The organism is Sphaerisporangium sp. NPDC051011 (assembly GCF_040653595.1).
GTDB lineage: Bacteria > Actinomycetota > Actinomycetes > Streptosporangiales > Streptosporangiaceae > Sphaerisporangium.
This window is the reverse complement of sequence record NZ_JBFAGG010000028.1, coordinates 1-20869: the sequence shown is the minus strand read 5'-3', so window position 1 is coordinate 20869 and position 20869 is coordinate 1. Positions and strand designations below refer to the sequence as shown.

The following is a 20869-nucleotide window of genomic DNA, read 5'->3' as shown; positions in this document are numbered from 1 at the left end:
AGGTGTTATGTCGGTTGTGAAGATCCTGGCCTGCTGGCCCGGACATTTCGCCCTGCCTGGCGCGTGCTACCCAAACCTAGGAAAATAACTACTTGTGACTGAGCGAATCGGCGTGATCGGCGCGGGCATCCTGGGGCTGGCGGTCGCCCGCGAGCTGGCCGCGCGCGGCGCCACGGTGACCGTCCTGGACAAGGAGGACCGCGTCGCCGCCCACCAGACCGGCCACAACAGCGGCGTCGTCCACGCCGGCATCTACTACGCCCCCGGCTCGCTCAAGGCACGCCTGTGCAGGACCGGCGTCGCGCTGCTGCGCGAGTACTGCGCCGAGCACCACATTCCGTACGAAGAGGTCGGCAAGCTCGTCATCGCCTCGACGGGCGCCGAACGCGCCGGGCTGCGGCGCATCGCCGAACGCGCCCGCGAGAACGGCGTCCCCGGCATCGCCGAACTCGACGCCCTCGGCCTGCGCGAGGTCGAGCCGCACGCGGTCGGCGTCGGCGCCGTCCACTCGCCCCACACGGCCATCGCCGACTTCCCCGCCGTCGCCCGCCGCCTCGCCGAGGACGTCAGGGAGGCGGGCGGCTCCGTCCTGCTCGGTCATCCGGTGCGCGCAATGCGCGAGACCGCCTCCGGGGTACGGGTACACGCGGGCGACGGCCGGTTCGACTTCGACCGCCTCGTCGCGTGCGCCGGCCTCGGATCCGACCGCGTCGCCGCCATGGCCGGACACGCCGGGGACGTCCGGATCATTCCGTTCCGCGGGGAGTACTACAAGCTGACCGGCGGCGCCAAGGACCTCGTCCGCGGCCTCGTCTACCCCGTGCCCGACCCGCGCTACCCCTTCCTCGGCGTGCACCTCACCCGGCGCATCGACGGAGAGGTGCTCGTCGGGCCCAACGCCGTCCTCGCCCTCGCCCGCGAGGGGTACACCTGGCGCGACGTCTCCGTCCGCGACCTGCGTGAGATCCTGCTGTGGCCCGGCATGCGCAGGCTCGCCGCCCGGCACTGGCGGACCGGCGTCACCGAGGTGTACGGCTCGCTGGTCAAGGGCGCGTTCCTCAAGGCCGCCCGCCGCTACGTGCCCACCCTGACGTCGTACGACCTCATGCGGACCACCGGAGGAGTGCGCGCGCAGGCCGTGGCCAGGGACGGCGGCCTCGTCGACGACTTCGTCGTGGACGTCCACGGACGGGTGGTCCTCGTCCGCAACGCCCCTTCCCCCGGGGCCACGTCCAGCCTCGCGATCGCCCGGCACATCATGTCTTTCATCCGCGCTTAGGCCGGTCACGCCACTATAGGTTCGTGACCGAATCGTCTGAAGCCCGACTACTGATCGTCGAGGACGACCCGAACATCCTCGAACTGCTCGCCGCCAGCCTGCGATTCGCCGGATTCGAGGTCGCCACGGCCGCGAGCGGTACCGACGCGGTCGAGGCCGCCCAGCGCCACCGGCCCGACCTTATGGTCCTCGACGTCATGCTGCCGGACATGGACGGGTTCGACGTCGTCCGACGCCTGCGCGGTGGCGGCGCGCACACGCCGGTCGTCTTCCTCACGGCCAGGGACGCCACCGAGGACAAGATCCGCGGGCTCACCCTCGGCGGGGACGATTACGTCACCAAGCCCTTCAGCCTGGAAGAGGTCATCGCACGCATCCGCGCCGTGCTGCGCCGCACGGCGGGCGACCCGCAGTCGCCCCCGCCCCGGATGACCTTCGCCGACATCGAGCTCGACGAGGAGAGCCACGAGGTCTGGCGGTACGGCAAGGTCATCCCGCTCTCGCCGACGGAGTTCAAGCTGCTGCGCTACTTCATGGCGAACGCCGGGCGGGTGCTGTCGAAGGCGCAGATCCTCGACCACGTGTGGGACTACGACTTCCGCGGCGACGCCGGCATCGTCGAATCGTACGTCTCCGTCCTGCGCAGGAAGATCGACAACACCACCCCGCGCCTCATCCACACCCTGCGAGGCGTCGGCTACGTCCTCCGCACCCCACCCCGATGACCCTCACCCCCCGGCCCATGCCCCCCACCCCGTCCCTGTTCGCGCGCACGCCGCTGCGGGTCAAGCTGATCTCCGCCATGCTGGCCCTCGTCGCCATCGCGCTCGCCGGGATCGGCGTGAGCAGCGTGTCCGTCCTGCGCGGCTACCTCGTCGACCGCGTCGACCAGCAGCTCGACACGTGGGCCCACGACGTCGGACGGCGCCTGCAACGCTTCCCCGGGCTCGGCCTCGGCAGCCGGGTGCCGCCGGACGGGCTCATCCAGGTCCGCGACGCCGCCGGGCGGGTCGTCGCCGAGGCCGTCGGGCTGGAGGCCGAGACCGTGCCCGAACCCGTACTGCCGTCCCCGTCCCCCGCCTCGGTCGTGGCCGCGCAGACGGTGCCCGCCGCCACAGGAGGGGGAAGCTGGCGCGTCCGGATCGTCCCGATCGAGGGGATCGGAAGCGTCATCATCGCGATCGACCTGAACTCGGTCGATCAGATCACCTCCCGCTTGATCATGAGCGAGCTGCTCGGCGGCGGCGTCGTCATGATCGTGCTCGCCGTCGTCGGCGTGGTGATCGTCCGCAGGAGCCTGCGCCCGCTGGTCGAGATGGAACACACCGCGGCGGCCATCGCGGCAGGCGACCTCGGACGGCGCGTACCCGACCGCGACCCGCGCACCGAGGTCGGCAGCCTGGCCGCGTCCCTGAACGGCATGCTCGCCCAGATCGAGACCGCGTTCCGCGCCCGGGAGATCTCTGAGGCGGCGGCCCGGTCGTCCGAGGAACGCATGCGCCGCTTCGTCGCCGACGCCTCCCACGAACTGCGCACCCCGTTGACCTCGATCCGCGGCTACGCCGAGTTCTACCGGCAGAACCCCGCCGGGGACCCGGCCCGGCTCATGCGCCGCGTGGAGGACGCCGCCGCCCGCATGGGCGTCCTGGTCGAGGACCTGCTGCTCCTGGCCCGCCTCGACCAGCAGCGGCCGCTCACCATGAGCCCGGTCGACCTGCTCGCCCTCGCCGCCGAAGCCGTCCAGGACGCGCGCATCCTCGCCGCCGACCGGGAGATCGCGCTGGAGGTCGCGGGCGAGGTCGCCCCCATCGTCTCCGGCGACGAGGTACGGCTACGGCAGGTCCTCGGCAACCTGATGACCAACGCGCTCACCCACACGCCGCCGGGTACACCTATCCGCGTACGGGCGGGCGTCGACGGGGTGACCGCCTTCGTCGAAGTGATCGACAAGGGCCCCGGCCTCACCCGCGACCAGGCCGAACGCGTCTTCGAACGCTTCTACCGCGCCGACCCCTCCCGCACCCGCACCGAGTCCTCCCGCGCGATCCCCGACCCTTCCGACCCGTCGCGCAACGGCGCCGCGCACGACCCGTCCCTGAGTTCCGCCGCGGCCGATCCATCCCGGACCCGTACCGCAGGCGACGCCAACGCCGAGTCGGCGACGAGAGGAACCGGCCTGGGCCTCGCCATCGTCGCCGGCCTCGTAACCGCCCACGGCGGCACCGTAACCGTAGAAACAGCCATAGGAGCCGGCTCCACATTCAGAGTTATCCTCCCCCTGTCCCCTGAGGTCCTCCCCACTCCCTGATCACCCCGGCTGTGTTCACCAAGATCGGCTACTCGCGGCTGAACCGGCCGGAAGTACGGTTCGGGTCGCCGCGAACCCTACGTTCGACCGATCCGGTCTCGGAGGGGGGACCGCAGGATGAGGCCTCATGCCTTCTGCAACGCACCCCCCGGCGCCGGAAGCCACGAGACCGGAACAGCCACTCACGACCGCCTCCTCTGGCAGGCCGCGTATCGTCGCGCTCGACGTGCTGCGCGGGTTCGCCCTGTGCGGGATCCTGCTGGCCAACGTCAAGCCGATCGCCCACATGCTCGACACCGGATCGGTCACCCGGCCGGTGGTCACGGCGGCGAGTGAGGATGGCGCCGGGCTGGGGCTGGGCCTGTTCGTCGACCAGCGCATCTTCCCGATCTTCTCGCTGCTGTTCGGCATAGGGTTCTCGCTGCTGCTGAACTCCGTGGAAGGCCGCGTCTCCCGCCCGCGCGTGCTCCTGCTGCGCCGGCTCTTGGTGCTGCTCGCCATGGGCCTGGCGCACATGTTCCTGCTGTGGCGGGGCGATATCCTGACCATCTACGCCGTCGTCGGCCTAGTGGTGCTGCTGCCCTCCACCTGGCTGCCGCGCTGGGCCGTCGCGGGCCTCGCCGGGGTCCTTATCGCGTTACCGCCGATCTTCGGCAGCAACCACGTGGCACTGGTACCCGGGCTGTTCCTGCTGGGCTCGGCGCTGACCCGGTACGGCGTGATCGATCGGATCGACCGTTCCGTCCGTGTTCCAGCCACGCTGGGCCTGGTTTTCGCGGCGGGGGCGGTGCCCGCCGCCTGGATGCAGATCGATTCCGGGGCCGCCGGCACGGACGATTTCACCTCCTGGTTCGCCATCGCCGGGTTGCTGATCGCGGGTGCGTACGTGTGCGCCCTGCTGCTCCTGCTCAGAACGCCACTCCGGCCCGTGCTCCAGGGGGTCTTCGCGCCGCTCGGCCGGATGGCGCTGACCAACTACCTGTCGGCCACAGTCCTCGTCCTGGTGACCGCCCGCCTCATCGGCGGCTCACCGGACGGCTGGTCCGACGCGATGGTGCTTCTGATCGCGGCAGCCATCCTCGTCCCCCAATGGCTGGTCTCCACCCTGTGGCTGCGCCGTTACAGCCAGGGCCCCCTGGAATGGCTGTGGCGCTGGGCCACCTGGACCCACCGCCCGCCCCTACGCCGCCCCACCTGACCCTTGAGTCCCGGCCCTGAAACCGCTGGCCACGAATGGGTGCCAGCTTCTCATATACGGCGAGATCACCATTCCGCGCGAGCGTGAATCGTCCGGTTCGATTGATCGAGTGTTCGGGTACTTGGGACGTCGCCACGTGCTTTGTTACGTCCCCAGCTTGGGTGGTGAGCCGTAGGCTGGCTGTGGATCCGCCCCGCCATGTGGTGGAGGACGTCATGGATGTTCCGCCGAGTTTGAGTACGGGTGAGCGTATTCGGCATATGCGTGAAAAGCGGGGAATGAGTCGCACGGTGCTCGCCGGGCTGGTCGGGTACTCGGCGGACTGGTTGAAGAAGATCGAGGCCGGGCAGCGAGGGGTGTCCGTTCCCGCGCTGATCCGCCTGGCGCATGTTCTTCGTGTGGATGACCTCTCGCTTCTCATCGACGGTGATACGCCGATTCCGGTCAGTGCCTGGGATGCCCCGCACCACCCGAGCGTCGCCGCGGTACGGGAGATCGTGGAGGTGACGTCGCTCCGCCCGGTGTCCCGCGACGCGGCCGACTTCGACGTGCCCGCGCTGGTCGCGCGAGTAAGACAGGCGTGGATCGCCTGGCACACGCTCCCGGGCAACCGTACGGCGGTCGCCGGTGTCCTCCCCGGGCTCATCTCGGAGATCGAGGACGCGGCCATTGTCCTGGACGGCGTCGAGCGGCGTACCGCTCAGGCCGGGCTGGCGAGCGCCTACGGGCTGGCGCAGCATCTCGCGGTGGACCTGGTGGAGCCGGAGGTCTCCCGGGTCATCGCCGACCGAGCCGTGCGCGCCGCACAGGCGGCCGACGAGCCGGTGAGCCTGGCGTTCGCGGCCTGGACGTACGGCCACGTTCTGCGTGGTACGGACGCCGATGCCGCCTTCCGGATCGTCGATGGCGCGGCGAACGACCTGCGTGCGCGCGTGGAAGGCCACGACGACGTGGCGGGCCTGTATGGAAGCCTGTGTCTGCACATGGCCATCAGCGCCGCGTACCAGGGGCAGGACGGCACGGCCTGGCGATACTGGGACACCGCCGAATCGGTGGCGCACGCTCTGCCCGGGGGATATGCCCATCCTCAGACCGTCTTCGGACAGGCCAACGTCGCCCTCCACGGAGTCAGCGTGGCCGCCGAACTGCGCCGTTACGGCGAAGCGGTCAGAAGGGCCGAGCCGATCAAGCCTGAGGACATCCCCTCCCGTGAGCGCCAGGGGCGGCTGTTCGGGGAGATCGCGGCAGGCCACCTCCAGCGCCGCGACCTCGGACAGGCGCACCATTTCCTCGTCCGCGCCTGGACCACCTCTCCTGAAGCCACCCCTTTCTCCCCGCTGACGCGCGGCGTCACCGTGGAACTCGTCCGCCGATCGACCGGCACCCTCAAGGCCAAGGCCGTCAAGCTGGCCGAGGACATGGGAGTCTTTCCGGCCGCATGAGCACGGGGACAGGTTGTCCCCATCGACGCCCTCGCGCATGGCTACTTTCCGTGCATGGCTCATCGACTCAGCGAAATCATCCCCATGTCATGCCTGGACGGGCTCACGACGGCCGCCACGGGTAGAGGATCGCCCTTCGGGGCATGGGCGGTCTTCACGACGGCGGCACGGTCCGGTCGGCGTGGGCAGGACTGACTCACCAGGGCGGCATCGGCACGGTACGGCGCCCGTGCCCGTGCGCCAACGGAAGTGGGACGTCGTTCAGCGCGCGGCCGCGGAGCAACTCGATCAGGTGACCCCCGCCTGGGTCATCTGGTACGGCGTCGGGACCCGTCGCTTCTACGCCGTCGCCACATGGTCGACACCTGTCGCGCTCATCGTCATCGCCCGCAGCGTCGGAGAACTGCGCCGGCAGATGAGCGAAGCCGAGGCGACAACATCACCCCACACAGCGGACGTTCGCCACGACCGGCAACCGCCTCAGTGGCCCACCCCACTTCGGAGAACCCCCCATGATCACGATTCCTGGCAAGCTGCACGCGGCCAGTTGGGACATTCCGCATGACCTCGCGGCGGTGCCCGGCGTCCGCCGGCAGGTCCGAAGGACGCTGAGCCGCTGGACTCTTGAAGAGTTGGCCGATGATGTCGCCCTGGTGGTGGATGAACTTCTCGCGAACGCCATCTGCCACGGCGCGCCACCGATCCGGCTCTCCCTGTGGCGGACACGCGGTGTTCTATGCGTGCGAGTCACCGACCACGGCCTGGGACATCCCCACGAGCTCGACCCGGAGCCGGAATCCGTCCATGGGCGCGGACTCGCGATCGTGGCGGCCTTGGCCGGGGAGTTCGAGGTCTTTCCTCTGCCCAACCGCCCCGGGAAGGTCGTGTGGGCCAGGTGGACGGTGAAATCCGGCCCGGCGACGATCCAGGAGCCCCAGCCTCCCGATCCAACGATCCGGCGCTTGCCTCGCCTATAACGTTCATGGGATGAGCCGGATAGGTGAGCGCAGGGCGTGGGCGGACAAGGGGGCGGAGATCAGGGTCGTCCCGGGGCCGAGGCTCCCAGGAACCCTGAGGAGCGCTGCACTTCACTGGCGTAGATCACGCACCGGCATGAACAGGGAGTCCTATGCTGGCATCCGCTAGAGGGGCGTCATAGGCTATTTCATGCAGGTTCTGTGTACCAAGCCGTGGATGGCAGGGCGGAGAGCCGTGTCTCGATAGGAGGTCTACGGTGCTGATCCGTTTCCGGCTGGCAAACCATCGTTCCTTCCGTAACGAGCATGAGCTGTCGCTGATCGCAACTGAATTCGATGAGGGTTCGGGGCGTAGGACGGGTCTCAAGTACCGGGGACGGGATGTTTCGGTGCAACCCGCACTAGGCGTATTCGGAGCCAACGCGTCGGGGAAGTCCAACCTGCTCAGCGGGTTCCGGCTGATGCGTGACGCGGTGCGTGATTCTTTCGCGGACTGGGCCAAGGCGCCAGGGGTGGTTCCCCGGCAGCCCTTCAAGCTTGATTCCACGTCGTGTGAGGAGACAAGCCTGTTCGAAGTGGACCTTGTACTGGGCCGGGATCCCGTCCGCTACACCTATGGTTTTGAGCTGTCGGACGAGCGGGTGGAGGCGGAGTGGCTGCACGCGTATCCGCACGGCCGCCGGAACGTCTGGTTCGACCGAGAGGTGAACCGCCCGGACTCGGAAGGTGGAGAATTCATCTTCAGGGGAGAGGGATTCAAAGGAGAACGAGAACCCCTGGTAAAGCTGACCCGCCCGAACGCTCTGTTCTTGTCTGTCGCTGCGACTCTCAACGACCCTCAGCTGTCATCGATACACAGATGGTTCCTCAGCAACCTGTGGTTGGAGACACCGGGACGAGATCTCATTGCCCGAATGAACTGGACCAAGCGGTTGCTGACACGCTCAGAGCATGCAGGGTCTTACCACCAGCGGATCGTGCAGTTGCTGCAATCGGCTGACTTGGGAGTCACTCGCCTTGACACAGACCCTGAGAGTGGCGAGTTCAGGCTGTGGCACCGTACACCGGACGGCGGAGAGATTCCCTTGGATTTCCGTACAGAAGAATCTCTAGGAACTCATGCTTGGTTTGCCTTCTTGGGACCCATGCTCACTGTCCTGGACCAGGGATCGGTCCTGCTGGTGGACGAACTGGATTCGAGTCTGCACCCTGCACTCGCGGCCGAGGTCGTACGCGTTTTCCAAGATCCCACATCCAATCCGCGCGATGCGCAGTTGATCTTCACTACGCATGACGCGACCTTGCTGGGCAGTGAGGTGCTTGACCGTCCGCTCGACCGTGATCAGGTGTGGATCACAGCGAAGCAACGCTCAGGAGAGACCGAACTGTATCCGCTTACGGAGGCTAAGCCGCGCAAGGAGGAGAACCTGGAACGTGGTTATCTACGTGGTCGTTACGGTGGGGTGCCACGGGTGACCGCAGGGGAGATCGTTCGTGAACTGTCCGGGAATAAGGCGAAGGCTACGGCGTGACCGGGCGGATGGGGAAAGAGCGGGAACAGGGAAGGCGGAGAAGACGCGGGCGTCTGGAAGACGAACGTCCGCTGGTACCAAGATCCAGTCCGCGCTCTCGTGAAGTACAGGTGTTGTATGTGGCCTGCGAGGGTGAGTCCACAGAACCCGACTATTTGCAGTATCTAAACGAGCAGTTCGGGGATGGCGATGGCCAGGGGAGGCGGCCTTTCCGGATCCAGCCGGTGTGTCGCAGGAACGGGCAGACGCCTTCCAGGGTCGTCGAAGCCGCACGGGATGCCGCCGGTGAGGATGAGGCGTGGGCGCTGTTCGATCGCGACCAGTGGGATGACATCCCTCAGGCGGTCAAGAACGCAGCCGAGTCCAAAGTCGAGCTCGCCCTCTCGCATCCGTCATTTGACCTTTGGCTGCTGCTGCATTTCCAAGCGTTTGGAGGGGCACAGGGCGGCAGCAACAAGCTCGTGGTCGAGAAGCTGCGACAGGCCAAGGGGGCAGACGCCTTCAAGGACTACGACAAGAGAGGTGACAAGAGCGTCAAGGGGGCCCGGCGTGACGCCTTGAAGGGACGGGAGGACAAGGCGGTGGCGCACGCCCGGAGCCTGATCGCCTCCTGCACTCACGGGCTCTGCAAGCCCGGCCAGGCGATGACAGGACCAGTCGGTGAGAGTATTGCCACTCAGTCCCCCCAAGAATGGGCGGCTCGCTCCGGGCACGCGCCGGACTGCCCAGTTCTCCAGCGTGATCCCTCCACTGACGTATGGCGCCTTCTAGTCAGGCTAGGCATCGTTGAACGGGAGCCGGCCGGCAAAGGTGGGCCCACCGAAACGGAAAGAAGCCTCCGCCGCCTCGGGTATTCACCCGGTTCTTCGTCCTGCTGATGAAGTTCGTACCCGGCATGCCGGTGGCCGGGGCGGTCAGGATGCGCGTCCGGCGCCGACCACGGCGTTGTCGGTGTCGTTGTGCTCTTTGATGACGGCGAGCGCCTCGTCCCTGTCGTGCCGAGCGACCGTTTCGACGAGCCGCGCGTGCAACTCGCAGCGGGCTGCCATGTCCCCCCGGGCTTCGGAATCCTCGGGAGCGGTCTCCGGGGCCGCGTCCGCGGGCGCCGCCTCCAGCGTCTGGGACTCCAGGACCTTGATGAGGCTCAGGTAGAACGTGCGTAGCAGCGGGCTGCGGCTGATCTCGGCGATGCGCGCGTGCAGCGACCAGTTGACGCGCGCGAACGTCTCGATGTCCGCGTCCCGGACGGCGGCTTCCATCCGCCGTACGACCGCGCGCAGCTCCTCGACGTCGGACGCGGTCGCATGCGCGACCGCGTCCTCCATGACAAGGGGGTCGAGGGCCTTGCGCAGGCGCAAGGCGTCGGCGACGAACTCCGCCGCGCCCTCGTCCAAGGTCAGCAGGGTACTGCCCAGGCGCATGAGGGGCGACTGCCGGCGGGCGAAAAGACCGCCCCCGGGACCGCGCCGGACCGTGACCACGCCGCGGCCCTGGGCGATGCGCAGCGCTTCGTTGAAGGTCCCGACTGAGACACCGAAGTGGGCGCGCAACTCGTCCTTGGTTCCCAGGCGGAGTCCGGGTTCGGCCTGGGCCATGACTTCGAGCGCGTTGGCGACGGCGGCCGGGCGGGTGGGTTGCGCGCCGGCAGGGGCCGGCGTCCAGTCCGCGCGCCGGAATCCGGGGAGCTCGACGTGCCGTTCGTTGTCCGTACCCGCGGACTTCCAGGTCTCTGCTCCCACGGTGCCTCACGATAGATCAGCATGGTGATTTCCGCCAGTACGGCATCAGGCGACGTCTGCCCTGTCGACCAGGTCGCGTAGCCGTTCGTTGGTGGCGTGCTGGTTCCGTGAACCTCGTCCGGCCCTTCCTCGGCTTGGCGTGGCCGTACAGCATGTCCTTGCCCGGGTCGTAGGCGGCGAAGGGCCGCCTCCCGGGTTGGATAGTGTCCAATGATGTTAATTGGATATAATAGGAACTATTGGATGTATGTCCCATGGGTGTGACGGCATGGAAAACAGCGGGGCGGGGGCGTCGGCCCCGTGCGCCGGACACACACGACCGTGCGCGCCCGGTGATATACCGTGGTGCGCGAAGTATCCAGTGATGAGAAAGAGCGGATGAGCCACTCACGTCCCGGTCCGACCGACCCCGAACAGACGCAGGAAGCGGGGCGCAAGCGCGACGGCCAGAACGTCGCGGCAGCCCACGACCGGCTGCGGACCGCCATCCTGCACGGCGAGTTGGAAGCCGGGCTGAGCATCTCGCAGGGGGCCCTCGCCGATCGCTTCGACGTCGGGCGCACGCCGCTGCGTGAAGCGCTGCGCCTGCTGCAGCGCGAAGGTCTCGTGGTGGCGAAGCCGAACCATCCGGTCCAGGTGGCGGCGCTGTCGGCCGCGGACTTCGAGCAGTTGTACCTCATGCGCATCTCCCTGGAGGCCACCGCGATCCGTGTCACGGTGCCGCGGCTGACCTCGGACGACTTCGCCGAACTCGAGGCGAGCATGGCGAAGATGGACCACTACGAGCGGGCCGGCGACGCGCTGGGGGTCCGCGCGCCGCACCACGCGATGCACCACGTCCTGGTGGCCGGCGCCGGACCGCGGGTGTGCGCCGAGATAGATCGGCTCGCTGAACACTGCGAGCGCTACCGGCTGCGGTTCGCCGTGACCGAGCACAGCGACGAGCGCCGGGTGGAGCACCGGGCGATCCTGGACGCGGCCCGCAGCGGCGACCCGGATCTGGCGGTACGTGAGCTCGTCCTGCACTACGCGCGTTCCGCTTCCCTGGTCTTCGACGCGCTGGACCCGCACCGCGACCTGGAGCGGCTGCGCACCTGCGTCCGCGCCCTCGCCCCGGAGGCCGAGCAGGTACTGCGCGCCGGCGCGTGACGCCGCCCGGTCGGCCGGTGACGGTGTGCCGGTGACAGTGTGCACGGTCAGCCCGTGACGGTGTGCACGATCAGGAACGCGTTCATGGCGGTGATCACCGCGGCGATCGCGCCGACGCCGACGACGGCGGGGCCACGGCAGGCGAAGGCGCCCATGACGCGCCGGTCGCGGGCGACCGCGATGAGCGGGACCAGCGCGAAGGGGATGCCGAAGCTCAGGAGGACCTGGCTGGCGTTGAGCACCGAGGTGCTGTCGAGGCCCGCGGCGAGGACGGCCAGCGACGGCAGCATCGTGACCAGACGCCGCAGCGCCAGCGGGACCGTGCGGTCGACGAAGCCGGCCATCACCGCTTGGCCGGAGAAGGTGCCGACCGACGAGGAGGAGATGCCCGAGGCGAGCAGCGTGACGGCGAAGACCGTCGCCGCGGCGCCGCCGATCGACCGGGCGAATCCGGCGTGCGCCTCCTCGAGGGTGGCGACCGCCGCGGCCCCGGAGCCGTGGAAGAGCCCTGCCGCGGTCACCAGCATCGCCAGGTTGACGGCGCCCGCCAGGCCGAGGGCGATGATCACGTCCCAGCGTTCGAAGCGCAGCACCCTGCGCCGGTCGGCGTCGTCGCGGGCGTGCACCCGCCGGGCCGTCATGGCGGAGTGCAGGTAGACGACATGGGGCATGACCGTGGCCCCGACGATGCCGACCACGAGGAACAGTCCGTCTCCCCCGGGTATGGACGGCCACAGGCCGTGGGCCGCTGCGGCCGGGCTCGGCGCGGCGCCCACCACCTCGTAGACGAATCCGCTGGTCACCACGAGCAGCAGCGCGGCGATCGCCCGCTCGAAGGGCCGGTAGCCCCGCACCTGGAGGGCCAGCACCGCGAACGCGGTGACCGCGGTGATCAGCCCGGCCACCACCATCGGCACCCCGAAGAGCAGGTTCAGGCCGACCGCGGCGCCGATGAACTCGGCCAGGTCCGTGGCCATCGCAACCGCTTCCGCCTGCGCCCACAGCGCCCAGCGCACCGGCGCGCGGTAGCGGTCGCGGCACAGTTCGGGCAGCGACCTCCCGGTGACGACGCCGACCTTCGCCGACAGGAACTGCACCGGCATCGCCATGAGGTTGGCGAGCACCACCACCCACACCAACTGGTAGCCGAACTCCGCGCCGGCGGTGATGTTGGTCGAGAAGTTCCCCGGATCCACGTAGGCGACGGCCGCGACGAAGGCCGGGCCGAGCATCGCGACGGCGCCGCGCACCCGGCCGCGCCCGAGCAGAGCGGGGAGCGCGACCGCCTGCGGGGCCGGGCGCTGTTCGGTGCCGGTGGTCATGGCGCCGGCCGTCCGGGCCGGTCGGCGCCGAGTCCGCTCGGCCGGGCGGTACGCCCACGGCCGTTCACCGGGCGTGCGCCAGCCACCGCTGGATCTCCGCCTTGACGTCGGCCTCCTGCTCGCCGCCCGTCCAGGCCCGGGCGACGTACGCGTCGGGACGCACCAGGACGGTGGTCGCCGTACGCAGGTCCTCCGGCAGCCGCACCGGCACACCGCTGACCACGTCGACCGGTGCGGCGGCGTACGCTAGGCCGCGCAGCAGCTCGTCCCCGGTGAGGTCGAGCACCAGCATGTGCTGGCCGCGCAACAGGGCCCCGACGGTGGTGGTGCCGCTGGGCAGCCGCAGCTCCAGGTCGGGCATCCGCCGGCCCGCCAGGGGCCCGGCGTCGGGCGCGGTCGGGTAGGCCAGGGCCAGGCCGTTCAGCTCCAGCGCCAGCCGCCGGTTGACCTCGGGGACGGGCATGACGACCGACTCGAACCAGCGCTTGAACACCACCGCCTGCGGCGAGAACGCGAACTGCACAGCGCACTGCGCGGCCACGCTGCGCAGCAACTCCTCGGCCACCGGCCGCCGTTCGGCGTCGTAGCTGTCCAGCAGGGAGGGGTCGGCGTGGCCGTTGACGACGGCGGCGAGCTTCCAGCCCAGGTTGAATCCGTCCTGGATGCAGAAGTTCATGCCGACGCCGCTGGCCGGGTAGTGGATGCGGCTGCTCTCGCCGACCAGCAGGACGCGGCCCTGCGCGAAGCGTTCGGCGATGCGCGTGGCGTCGCTGAACCGCGAGGCCCAGTGCAGCGACGCGAAGTCGAGGTCGGTCTCCAGGATCTCCCGCAGACAGGTGCGGACCTCCTCCACCGTGACCGGCTCGGCGGGGTCGGCGTGCATGCGGTCGGCGTGCACCAGGTTGAAGCGGGTGACGCCTTCTCCGAACGGGAAGGACGCCAGCCAGCCGCGGTCGTTGTCGACGATCCGGCGGCCCTCGGCCCACGGGTTGTCGATACGGACGTCCGCGACGATGCCGGTGAAGGTCGCCGGGTGGCCGGTGCTCGCGATGCCCGCCTGCTCGCGCACGACGCTGCGGCCGCCGTCGCACCCCACCGCGTAGGCGGCCCGTACGCTGCGGCGCACACCCTCGGCGTCGACCGCGGTGACCTCCACGCCGGTGTCGTCCTGCCGGACGGTCTCGACGGTCATGCCGCGGCGGATGGTGACGCCGCACTCCAAGGCCCGCTTGATCAGCACCTCTTCGGTGATGTTCTGCGGCAGGACGAGCCGGTAGCCGAAGCGGGAGTCCAGGTGGTGCCACTCGACCGGCTTCATGCCGGCCCACATGTGGGTGCGGAACAGCGGGTTGGGCAGGATCTCGTGGGCCCGCGCGATGATCTCGTCGGCCCAGCCGCGCGCGTCCAGCAGTTCCAGCACGCGCGGCAGAATCGTGCCCGCCCTGGACTGCACGACGCCGGTGCGGCGCTCGAAGACCACGACGTCCACGCCGGCCTGGGCGAGTTCGGCCGCGACGACCAGTCCCGACGGGCCGCCGCCGACGACGATGACGCCGTGTTCCGTGGCGCCCTGCGAATTCCTGTCCATCACTTTCTTCCCTGCGTCGAGTACGCCTGCCTCTGCGCGGGCGCGGGTGAGTCCGGACCGGCGGCGTCCGCCGGTCGCGGCGGCAGCATCGCCGCGAGGCGTTCGAGCAGGGCCGGTACGTCCTCGGCGCGGCGGGCGCTGCCGAAGACGTAGAAGTCCGGCCGGTAGACGATCGCCGCGACGTCCTCGGCCTCGAAGTACGAGGCGTAGCCGCCGTCGACGTCCGCCGCCTCGTCGACGACGATGGTGCGCAGGCCGAGCCGGTCGAGCCGGTCCCGCACGCGGTCGTCGGCGGGGCCGGGGACCGGGCGGGTGCTGAGCAGGATCCAGCCGCGGCCCGTGAGGTCGTCGAAGAGCCCGGTGCGTCCGCCCTGGCGGATACGGCCCTGCGGCGCCAGCCGTCCCGACACCGGGTCGTCCCCGCCCGTGAGCAGCCCGGCGGTGAGCGCGGGGAACGGGTCCAGCGGCGGGACGGTGCCGGTGCGGAACGCCTCGTCGCGGGCGGCGGCGACCTCGGGGTCGAAGGTGCAGGAGACCTGCCCGGCCGCGATGGACATGCGGACCAGCGTCTCGGCGTGCGGGGCGCGTTCGGTCTCGTAGCCGTCCAGCAGCTCGTCCTCCATGCGGCCGGTCAGCACCAGGTCCAGCCGCCAGGCGAGGTTCATCGCGTCGCGGATGCCGGTGCACATGCCCTGCCCCATGAACGGCGGCATGAGGTGGGCGGCGTCACCGACCAGGAAGGCGCGGCCGGAGCGCCAGCGCTGCGCGATGGACGAGCCGAAGGTGTAGACGGCCCGCCGCTCGATCCGCGCGTTCGCCGGCGTCACCTCGTAGCGGGCCATCAGCTCCCAGGCGGTCTTCTCCTCCGCCAGCCGCGCGGGGTCCTCGCCGGGGATGGCCGCGAACTCGAACCGCCGGTGCTCCTTGCCGAGTTGGAACAGGCAGTGCGGGCGCGCCGGGTCGCAGACCTGGCCGTTGTCGAAGTCGAACGACATCGGGCCGGTCGGCACCAGGTCCACCACCAGCCACGTCGAGCGGAACCCGAGGTCGTGCCAGGCGATGCCCAGCCGCGTGCGCACCGAGCTGTTCGCGCCGTCTGCCGCGACCAGGTAGCGGGCCCTGACCGTGTGCGGCCGACCGGCGTGGACGCGTGTGCCGGCCGCGTCGTACTCGACCCTGCGGACGGTGACCTCGACGCCTTCGGCGTCCTGCCGGACGTCGGACGCCTCCCAGCCCTGGTGCACCGTCACCGATGGGCACGCCCGCACCGCCGCGTCGAGGGCGTCCTCCACGCGGGGCTGGTAGACGATGTAGTCGCTGCGCCAGCCGGAGATGCCCTGCGCGCTGTAGTCGAACGCCATCAGGGTCTCGCCTTCGGCGTTGCGGAACACGTACCGGTCGGCGAGGTGGGCGTCGCGCTCGACCGCCTCGGCCGCGCCGATCGACTGGAAGATCCGCATGATCTCGTGGTCGACGTGTCCGGCCCTGGCCAGCCCGTACAGGCTCGGCCATCGTTCGAAGACCGCCACGCGGTGGCCCCTGCCGCCGAGTAGGGCGGCCGTCGCCTGCCCGACGGGGCCGTAGCCGATGACGACCACGTCGACCGTCTCGTTCCCGCCGTACTCGTCGTAGTCGTCCTGCATGACGCTCCCTTGCCGCGGGCCTTCAGTGGTTTCAGTGGTCTTAGTGGGCTCAGTGGTCGATCTGGCCGTCATGGATCGGGCCCCAGCTGTTGATGGTGGCGAGGTCCACCTCCCACGTCTTGGGGTACTGCGGGTGGTCCTCGTGCCAGGGGCGCGGCTCGAAGTAGCCGTTGGCCTCGTTGCTGATGGTGTCGAGCTGAGTGAACAGCTCGATGTTGTTGCCGTCGGGGTCCCGGTGGTAGGTGAAGATGTTGTGGCCGGGTCCGTGCCGGCCCGGCCCCCACTCCAGCCGGGTGCTGCGGGTGGCCAGGTGGTCCAGCAGGGTCTGGAGATGGTTGAGGTCGCGGGTCTCGAACGCGACGTGGTGCATGCCGGTGAACTTCTTCGACGCCATGAAGTTCGCGGCGTGGTGGTCGGAGTTGCACCGCAGGAACACGAAGAAGTCGCCGACGGTGTCCGACCAGCGGAAGCCCAGCAGGTCCTGGTAGAAGTCCTGGAGCGGGCCGAGTTCGGGGGTGAAGGCGGCGACGTGGCCGAGCTTGGTCGGCCGCAGCGTCTCCTGGCCGTCCACGCCGCTGCCGGACTGGGCGTCGTAGAGGTGGATCGGGGTGCCGGTCAGCGGCTCCTCCACGACGAGCACCGTCGGCGTGGCCGGCGCGATGTCGGTGCGCCGCTCCACCGGGTAGCCGGCCTCGCGCAGCCGACGGGCCGCCGCGTCGAGGTCCTCGGCGACCTGGAAGCCGACGAAGCTGCGGGACTGCTTCTCCGGCGCCTGCTCCAGGACCACGCAGTGGTGGTCGAAGGACGTGGTGAGGAACGCCCGCCGGGTGTCGCGCTCCACGAGCACGAAGTCCAGGGTCTTGGTGTAGTGCTCCACCAGCCGGTCCAGATCCGGCGTCCGGAAGCCGACGTAGCCGACCTTCGACACGTTGACCACCGGCGGGGTCGTGCGTGCGGGTTGCTGGGGCATGGCTGTAGCTCCTTGTGGTCCTTAGTCCGGTTAGTCCGGTTGATCTGGTTCAGCCGGTTCGGTCGGCGAGTGGTGCGCGGCGGATGCCCGCGCACAGCCGCTCCCAGGTGCCCGACGCGAACTGTTCGCGGTCGGTCGCGGTCAGGTCCGCCTGCTCCAGGAAGGCGCGGGCGCCGCCGGCCGGCGCGAACTCGAAGGGGTAGTCGGTGGCGAACAGCAGCCGGTCGGTGCCGACGATGTCGGCGGCCCAGCCCAGGTACCGGCGGCTGAACATGCCGCTGGGGGTGAGGTAGAGGTTGGTGCGGAAGTAGTCGAGCAGCGGGCGGTCCAGGCGCGCGAGGCCAGGGATCTTCGCGATCCGCTCCAGATAGAAGAGCACCACTTCGCCCCAGTGTCCGACGACCACCTGGAGCTCCGGGTAGCGGTCGAAGACGCCGCCGATGATCAGCCGCAGCAACTGCACGCCGGTGTCGTAGTGCCAGCCGATGCCGAAGGTGGACAGCGCCGCCGTCGTCAGCTCGTCCGCCGTGCGGTAGTACGCGGCGCGGACCTCGGGCGGGGGCGACTGCGGGTGCAGGTAGAGCGGGGCACGCAGTTCCTGCGCGGCTTCGAGGATCGGCGAGAAGACCGGGTCGTCGAGGTGGCGCTCCCGGGTACGGCCGAACACCATCGCGCCGTTGAGCCCGAGCCGGGTCACCGCACGCACCAACTCCTCGGCGGCGGCGTCCGGTTGCGGCGTGGCCAGTGCGGCGAATCCCTGGTAGCGGTCGGGATGGGCCCGCACCGCCTCCGCCAGTTCGTCGTTGACCGCGCTCTGCAGCGCGACGGCGTCGGCAGGCGCCAGGTTCTGCAGACCGGGCGTGGTCAGCGACAGGACCTGGGTGTCGATGCCGGTCTCGTCCATCGCTTCGAACCGCGACGCGCCCAGGTCCGCCAGCAGCCGGGCTGGCTCGCCCTGGGTGGCCGGCCGCAGCGCCAGATCCCTCCAGTGCGGATCGAGCCGGAGCCAGGCGTCGATCACCTCGCCGGTCACGAAGTGCTCTTCCAGGCCGATGATCTTCACTGCCGCACCGCCTCGTTCCTGTCCTGGTGGTAGTAGGCGAAGGCCGCGTAGCGGATCCAGCGCGGCACCTCCCAACCGGGCCAGCGGGCAAGGGCGTTCCGCTCGATCACGGCGGCGGCGTCGTCGAACGGCACCCCGCGGGCGCGGGAGTCCGCGGTCTGCTCGCGCACATGGGCGAGGTACGCGCGCACCTCGCGGATCTGCCGGGTGTCGGTGACCTCGCCGTGGCCGGGCACCACCACGTCGGCGTCGAGCGCGATCAGCTCGTCCAGCGCCTCGATCCAGCGGTCGCCGTCGAAGTGCGTGTCGAACGGCGGGAAGTACGGCAGGATCGGGAACATCCGGGACTGGAGCAGGTCGCCGGCGAACAGCACCCGCCCGTCGACGAGGACGGTCTGGTCGTCCGCGGTGTGCGCCGGGCCCCAGTCGCGCAGGACGGCCCGCACCCCGCCGAGGTCGATCTCGCACCGGTCCTGGTACGTCAGGTCGGGCTCGACCAGTTCCATGCCGTCGAGTCGGCCGGCCACCGCACCGCCCATGCCGCGGAAGGTCGCGAGGTAGGCGGTCGCGTGGTGGCGCGAGCGGTCGCGCTGTGCCGCGCTGTAGACGATCGTGGCGTGGCCCTTGAACGCCTGCGCGCCGAAGCCGTGCCCGGGGTCGAGCTGGGTGATGGCGAGGTACAGCGGCAGGCCGCCGGTCAGCCGCCGGGCCGTGTCCCGCACATGGGCGCCGTTGCCCGGCCCCACGCCGGTGTCGATCACCAGCGCGGCGCGGTCGCCGACCACGATCCCGATGTTCGGGACGAGCGGCACGCGCCGGTCGGGTATGACGTACACCCGGTCCGCCACCTCCACCGGGTCGCCCTGCACGACGGGCGCCGCGTACCGGGTCGCGTCCGGCGGCTGGGGCGTCTCCTGAGCGTTCATCGGGCGGCGAGGAGGGTCTTGACGCCGGTGGCGATCCACCACGGCTCCTCCCACTGGTCCCAGTCCGGGTGGCGGCTCAGGGCCTGAGGGATGAGGGCGCCGGCGACCGCGTCCTTGCCCTCGGCGGCGGGACGACCACCCACCACCGGCGGGCCGGCCTCCGCGGTCGGCTCGTCCGGAACCGTTGCCGTCCCGCCCTCGGGCAGCCGGTCGGGTATCTGGTCGGACATCTGCGGACCTCCAGGGCTAGTTCCCAGCCAGAGGTTGGATATATTAATCATCGTTGGATACACTAGCAAGTGAGGCTCGACAGATCATCCGGGTTCGTCATTCACCATGATGAATACGATCGCGGCGCTTGACACCCCCTTCGGCGAAATTCACCATGCTGTTTTATTGGGGCGGCTGGGCCGGGCGATCGCCCGGCCCCTGCGTGCGGTGGCGCGGGCCCCGGCCGGGGAGTGCGCCTCGGGCGGCAGGCCGACGACCGGCGGACCCCGATCTACTGCGAAAGGAGCCGCCATGGCTCTCCACCAGCTGTCCTCGGTCACCATCGGGGTCCCCGACCCGCGTGCGACCAGCGCCTACTACACCGAGTTCGGCCTCAGCCCCGGGCAGGACGGCTGGCTGGCCACCCGCGACGGCGGAGACCAACTGCGCGTGGTGGCCGCGCCCACGCGGCGTCTGATCGAGATCGTCGTCGGCGCGGACGACCCAGACGACCTGGACCGCGTGGCGAGCCGGCTGCACGGGCTCGGCCTGCCGACGACCCGCACCGCCGACGCGCTCATCGCCTACGAACCGGTCGCCGGGTTCCGCGCGGTCGTGCGGGTGGCACGGCGGCTGGCCCAGCCCGAGACGCCGCCCACCCCGTACAACGGGCCGGGCCGCATCGAGCGGCACGGCACCCGGGCCCCCGGCGTGCTGCGGACGGACCCGGTGCGGCCGCGCAAGCTCGGGCACGCGGTGGTGGGATCGACGGACCTCAACGTCACCCGGACCTTCTTCACCGACGGCCTCGGCTTCAAGCTCTCCGACGAGATCAAGGGCGAGGGAGCCTTCCTGCGCTGCTCGACCGACCACCACAACCTGCTGGTGCTGCGCGCCCCGGTGAACTTCCTCCACCACACCTCGTGGCAGGTCGACGACATCGACGACGTCGGCCGGGGCGCGACCACGATGCTCGACGGCAACCCCGAGCGCCATGTGTGGGGCCTCGGCCGCCACCACGCCGGCTCGAACTTCTTCTGGTACCTCAAAGACCCCGCGGGCAACTTCTCCGAGTACTACTCCGACATGGACTGCATCCTCGAGGACCAGCTGTGGAAGCCGGAGGCGTTCGAAGGCGCCCAGGGCCTCTTCAACTGGGGGCCGCCACCGCCGCCGTCCTTCCTGCGCCCCGACGACCTGGCCGCCCTCATGACCGGCGCGCACCAGCCCGGCTGACGCCCGACCCCCGCGCGGGGACTCGGGCGGGCGTTCGCGAAAACGGCCGGCCGACGAGGGCGCCCGCGTCGTGAGGACGGCTCCTCGGTCGCTTCGGCCATCACGGCCCGCGGTGGGCAGGCGTCCGCCTGGCGGTGCGACGTGACCTAGGCCGAGAGCGTCGCGGCGCTGGCCGAGGAGGACCCGGCGAAGCGGTCAGGAGGGTGGTGCCGCTCCCGCGCGGGGGTCGGGCGTCAGCCGGGCTGGTGCGCGCCGGTCATGAGGGCGGCCAGGTCGTCGGGGCGCAG

18 protein-coding genes are annotated in these 20869 nt (G+C 70.0%); 10 read left to right on the top strand and 8 right to left on the bottom strand.

Annotated features, from left to right (window positions below; genetic code table 11):
• The first annotated feature begins 94 nt into the window (after positions 1-94).
• From lhgO to AB0H21_RS38875, 8 genes are all read left to right on the top strand, one after another.
• Entirely contained in the window at positions 95-1279 is a 1185-nt protein-coding gene (lhgO, locus tag AB0H21_RS38910) for an L-2-hydroxyglutarate oxidase (protein ID WP_358526782.1), read from the top strand.
• Positions 1280-1302: 23 nt separating this feature from the next.
• A complete protein-coding gene (locus AB0H21_RS38905; RefSeq protein WP_358526780.1) occupies positions 1303-2004 on the top strand; it encodes a response regulator transcription factor in 702 nt (233 codons plus the stop codon).
• A complete protein-coding gene (locus AB0H21_RS38900; protein ID WP_358526778.1) occupies positions 2001-3587 on the top strand; it encodes a HAMP domain-containing sensor histidine kinase in 1587 nt (528 codons plus the stop codon). The genes AB0H21_RS38905 and AB0H21_RS38900 overlap by 4 nt, the downstream gene beginning before the upstream one ends.
• Before the next feature lie 127 nt (positions 3588-3714).
• Positions 3715-4785 carry a DUF418 domain-containing protein gene (locus tag AB0H21_RS38895; RefSeq protein WP_358526776.1) on the top strand — a complete coding sequence of 357 codons (1071 nt, stop codon included), beginning with the start codon at positions 3715-3717 and terminating at the stop codon, positions 4783-4785.
• 35 nt (positions 4786-4820) lie between these two features.
• Positions 4821-6227: a helix-turn-helix transcriptional regulator gene (locus AB0H21_RS38890; protein ID WP_358526774.1), complete on the top strand. Its 1407-nt coding sequence runs from the start codon at positions 4821-4823 to the stop codon at positions 6225-6227.
• A gap of 512 nt (positions 6228-6739) precedes the next feature.
• Positions 6740-7204 (top strand): ATP-binding protein, encoded by a 465-nt coding sequence (locus AB0H21_RS38885; protein WP_358526773.1) that lies wholly within the window; start codon positions 6740-6742, stop codon positions 7202-7204.
• Between the two features lie 257 nt (positions 7205-7461).
• Positions 7462-8736 (top strand): ATP-binding protein, encoded by a 1275-nt coding sequence (locus AB0H21_RS38880; protein ID WP_358526771.1) that lies wholly within the window; start codon positions 7462-7464, stop codon positions 8734-8736.
• 110 nt (positions 8737-8846) lie between these two features.
• The gene (locus tag AB0H21_RS38875) at positions 8847-9614 is read left to right on the top strand and encodes an RloB family protein (RefSeq protein ID WP_358526769.1); all 768 of its coding nucleotides are present in this window, start codon (positions 8847-8849) and stop codon (positions 9612-9614) included.
• 36 nt (positions 9615-9650) lie between these two features.
• Here the strand turns inward: AB0H21_RS38875 and AB0H21_RS38870 are convergent, their stop codons facing one another.
• On the bottom strand, positions 9651-10475 hold the full coding sequence (locus AB0H21_RS38870; protein WP_358526767.1) for an FCD domain-containing protein: 825 nt from the start codon (positions 10473-10475) through the stop codon (positions 9651-9653).
• Positions 10476-10853: 378 nt separating this feature from the next.
• On the opposite strand from AB0H21_RS38870, the gene AB0H21_RS38865 reads away from it, so the two are divergent.
• A complete protein-coding gene (locus AB0H21_RS38865) occupies positions 10854-11624 on the top strand; it encodes a GntR family transcriptional regulator (RefSeq protein WP_358526765.1) in 771 nt (256 codons plus the stop codon).
• A 47-nt stretch (positions 11625-11671) separates the two neighbouring features.
• Here the strand turns inward: AB0H21_RS38865 and AB0H21_RS38860 are convergent, their stop codons facing one another.
• The 7 genes from AB0H21_RS38860 to AB0H21_RS38830 all read right to left on the bottom strand — a co-directional run bounded on the left by AB0H21_RS38860 (position 11672) and on the right by AB0H21_RS38830 (position 19366).
• A complete protein-coding gene (locus AB0H21_RS38860; RefSeq protein ID WP_358526763.1) occupies positions 11672-12946 on the bottom strand; it encodes an Nramp family divalent metal transporter in 1275 nt (424 codons plus the stop codon).
• Between the two features lie 64 nt (positions 12947-13010).
• The gene (locus tag AB0H21_RS38855) at positions 13011-14534 is read right to left on the bottom strand and encodes an FAD-dependent monooxygenase (RefSeq protein ID WP_358526761.1); all 1524 of its coding nucleotides are present in this window, start codon (positions 14532-14534) and stop codon (positions 13011-13013) included.
• Positions 14534-16177, bottom strand: coding sequence for a bifunctional 3-(3-hydroxy-phenyl)propionate/3-hydroxycinnamic acid hydroxylase (locus tag AB0H21_RS38850; RefSeq protein ID WP_358526759.1), 1644 nt, complete (start codon positions 16175-16177; stop codon positions 14534-14536). Before AB0H21_RS38850 ends, AB0H21_RS38855 begins: the two co-directional genes overlap by 1 nt.
• A gap of 49 nt (positions 16178-16226) precedes the next feature.
• Positions 16227-17147 carry a VOC family protein gene (locus tag AB0H21_RS38845; RefSeq protein WP_358526757.1) on the bottom strand — a complete coding sequence of 307 codons (921 nt, stop codon included), beginning with the start codon at positions 17145-17147 and terminating at the stop codon, positions 16227-16229.
• Between the two features lie 49 nt (positions 17148-17196).
• Positions 17197-18210 (bottom strand): amidohydrolase family protein, encoded by a 1014-nt coding sequence (locus AB0H21_RS38840; RefSeq protein WP_358526755.1) that lies wholly within the window; start codon positions 18208-18210, stop codon positions 17197-17199.
• A complete protein-coding gene (locus AB0H21_RS38835; protein WP_358526753.1) occupies positions 18207-19136 on the bottom strand; it encodes an MBL fold metallo-hydrolase in 930 nt (309 codons plus the stop codon). The genes AB0H21_RS38840 and AB0H21_RS38835 overlap by 4 nt, the downstream gene beginning before the upstream one ends.
• Entirely contained in the window at positions 19133-19366 is a 234-nt protein-coding gene (locus tag AB0H21_RS38830; RefSeq protein ID WP_358526751.1) for a hypothetical protein, read from the bottom strand. Before AB0H21_RS38830 ends, AB0H21_RS38835 begins: the two co-directional genes overlap by 4 nt.
• 292 nt (positions 19367-19658) lie before the next feature.
• Between AB0H21_RS38830 and AB0H21_RS38825 the strand changes: the two genes are divergently transcribed.
• Positions 19659-20582 (top strand): VOC family protein, encoded by a 924-nt coding sequence (locus AB0H21_RS38825; RefSeq protein WP_358526749.1) that lies wholly within the window; start codon positions 19659-19661, stop codon positions 20580-20582.
• Positions 20583-20869 lie beyond the last annotated feature (287 nt).

Bases quoted from the DNA above. Each gene is read 5' to 3' on its own strand.
- AB0H21_RS38900 (WP_358526778.1), top strand. From the start codon at position 2,001: ATGACCCTCACCCCCCGGCCCATGCCCCCCACCCCGTCCCTGTTCGCG.
- AB0H21_RS38845 (WP_358526757.1), bottom strand. From the start codon at position 17,147: ATGCCCCAGCAACCCGCACGCACGACCCCGCCGGTGGTCAACGTGTCG.
- AB0H21_RS38860 (WP_358526763.1), bottom strand. From the start codon at position 12,946: ATGACCACCGGCACCGAACAGCGCCCGGCCCCGCAGGCGGTCGCGCTC.
- AB0H21_RS38890 (WP_358526774.1), top strand. From the start codon at position 4,821: ATGGGTGCCAGCTTCTCATATACGGCGAGATCACCATTCCGCGCGAGC.
- AB0H21_RS38885 (WP_358526773.1), top strand. From the start codon at position 6,740: ATGATCACGATTCCTGGCAAGCTGCACGCGGCCAGTTGGGACATTCCG.
- AB0H21_RS38825 (WP_358526749.1), top strand. From the start codon at position 19,659: ATGGCTCTCCACCAGCTGTCCTCGGTCACCATCGGGGTCCCCGACCCG.
- AB0H21_RS38835 (WP_358526753.1), bottom strand. From the start codon at position 19,136: ATGAACGCTCAGGAGACGCCCCAGCCGCCGGACGCGACCCGGTACGCG.
- AB0H21_RS38895 (WP_358526776.1), top strand. From the start codon at position 3,715: ATGCCTTCTGCAACGCACCCCCCGGCGCCGGAAGCCACGAGACCGGAA.
- AB0H21_RS38830 (WP_358526751.1), bottom strand. From the start codon at position 19,366: ATGTCCGACCAGATACCCGACCGGCTGCCCGAGGGCGGGACGGCAACG.
- AB0H21_RS38865 (WP_358526765.1), top strand. From the start codon at position 10,854: ATGAGCCACTCACGTCCCGGTCCGACCGACCCCGAACAGACGCAGGAA.
- AB0H21_RS38855 (WP_358526761.1), bottom strand. From the start codon at position 14,534: ATGGACAGGAATTCGCAGGGCGCCACGGAACACGGCGTCATCGTCGTC.
- AB0H21_RS38850 (WP_358526759.1), bottom strand. From the start codon at position 16,177: ATGCAGGACGACTACGACGAGTACGGCGGGAACGAGACGGTCGACGTG.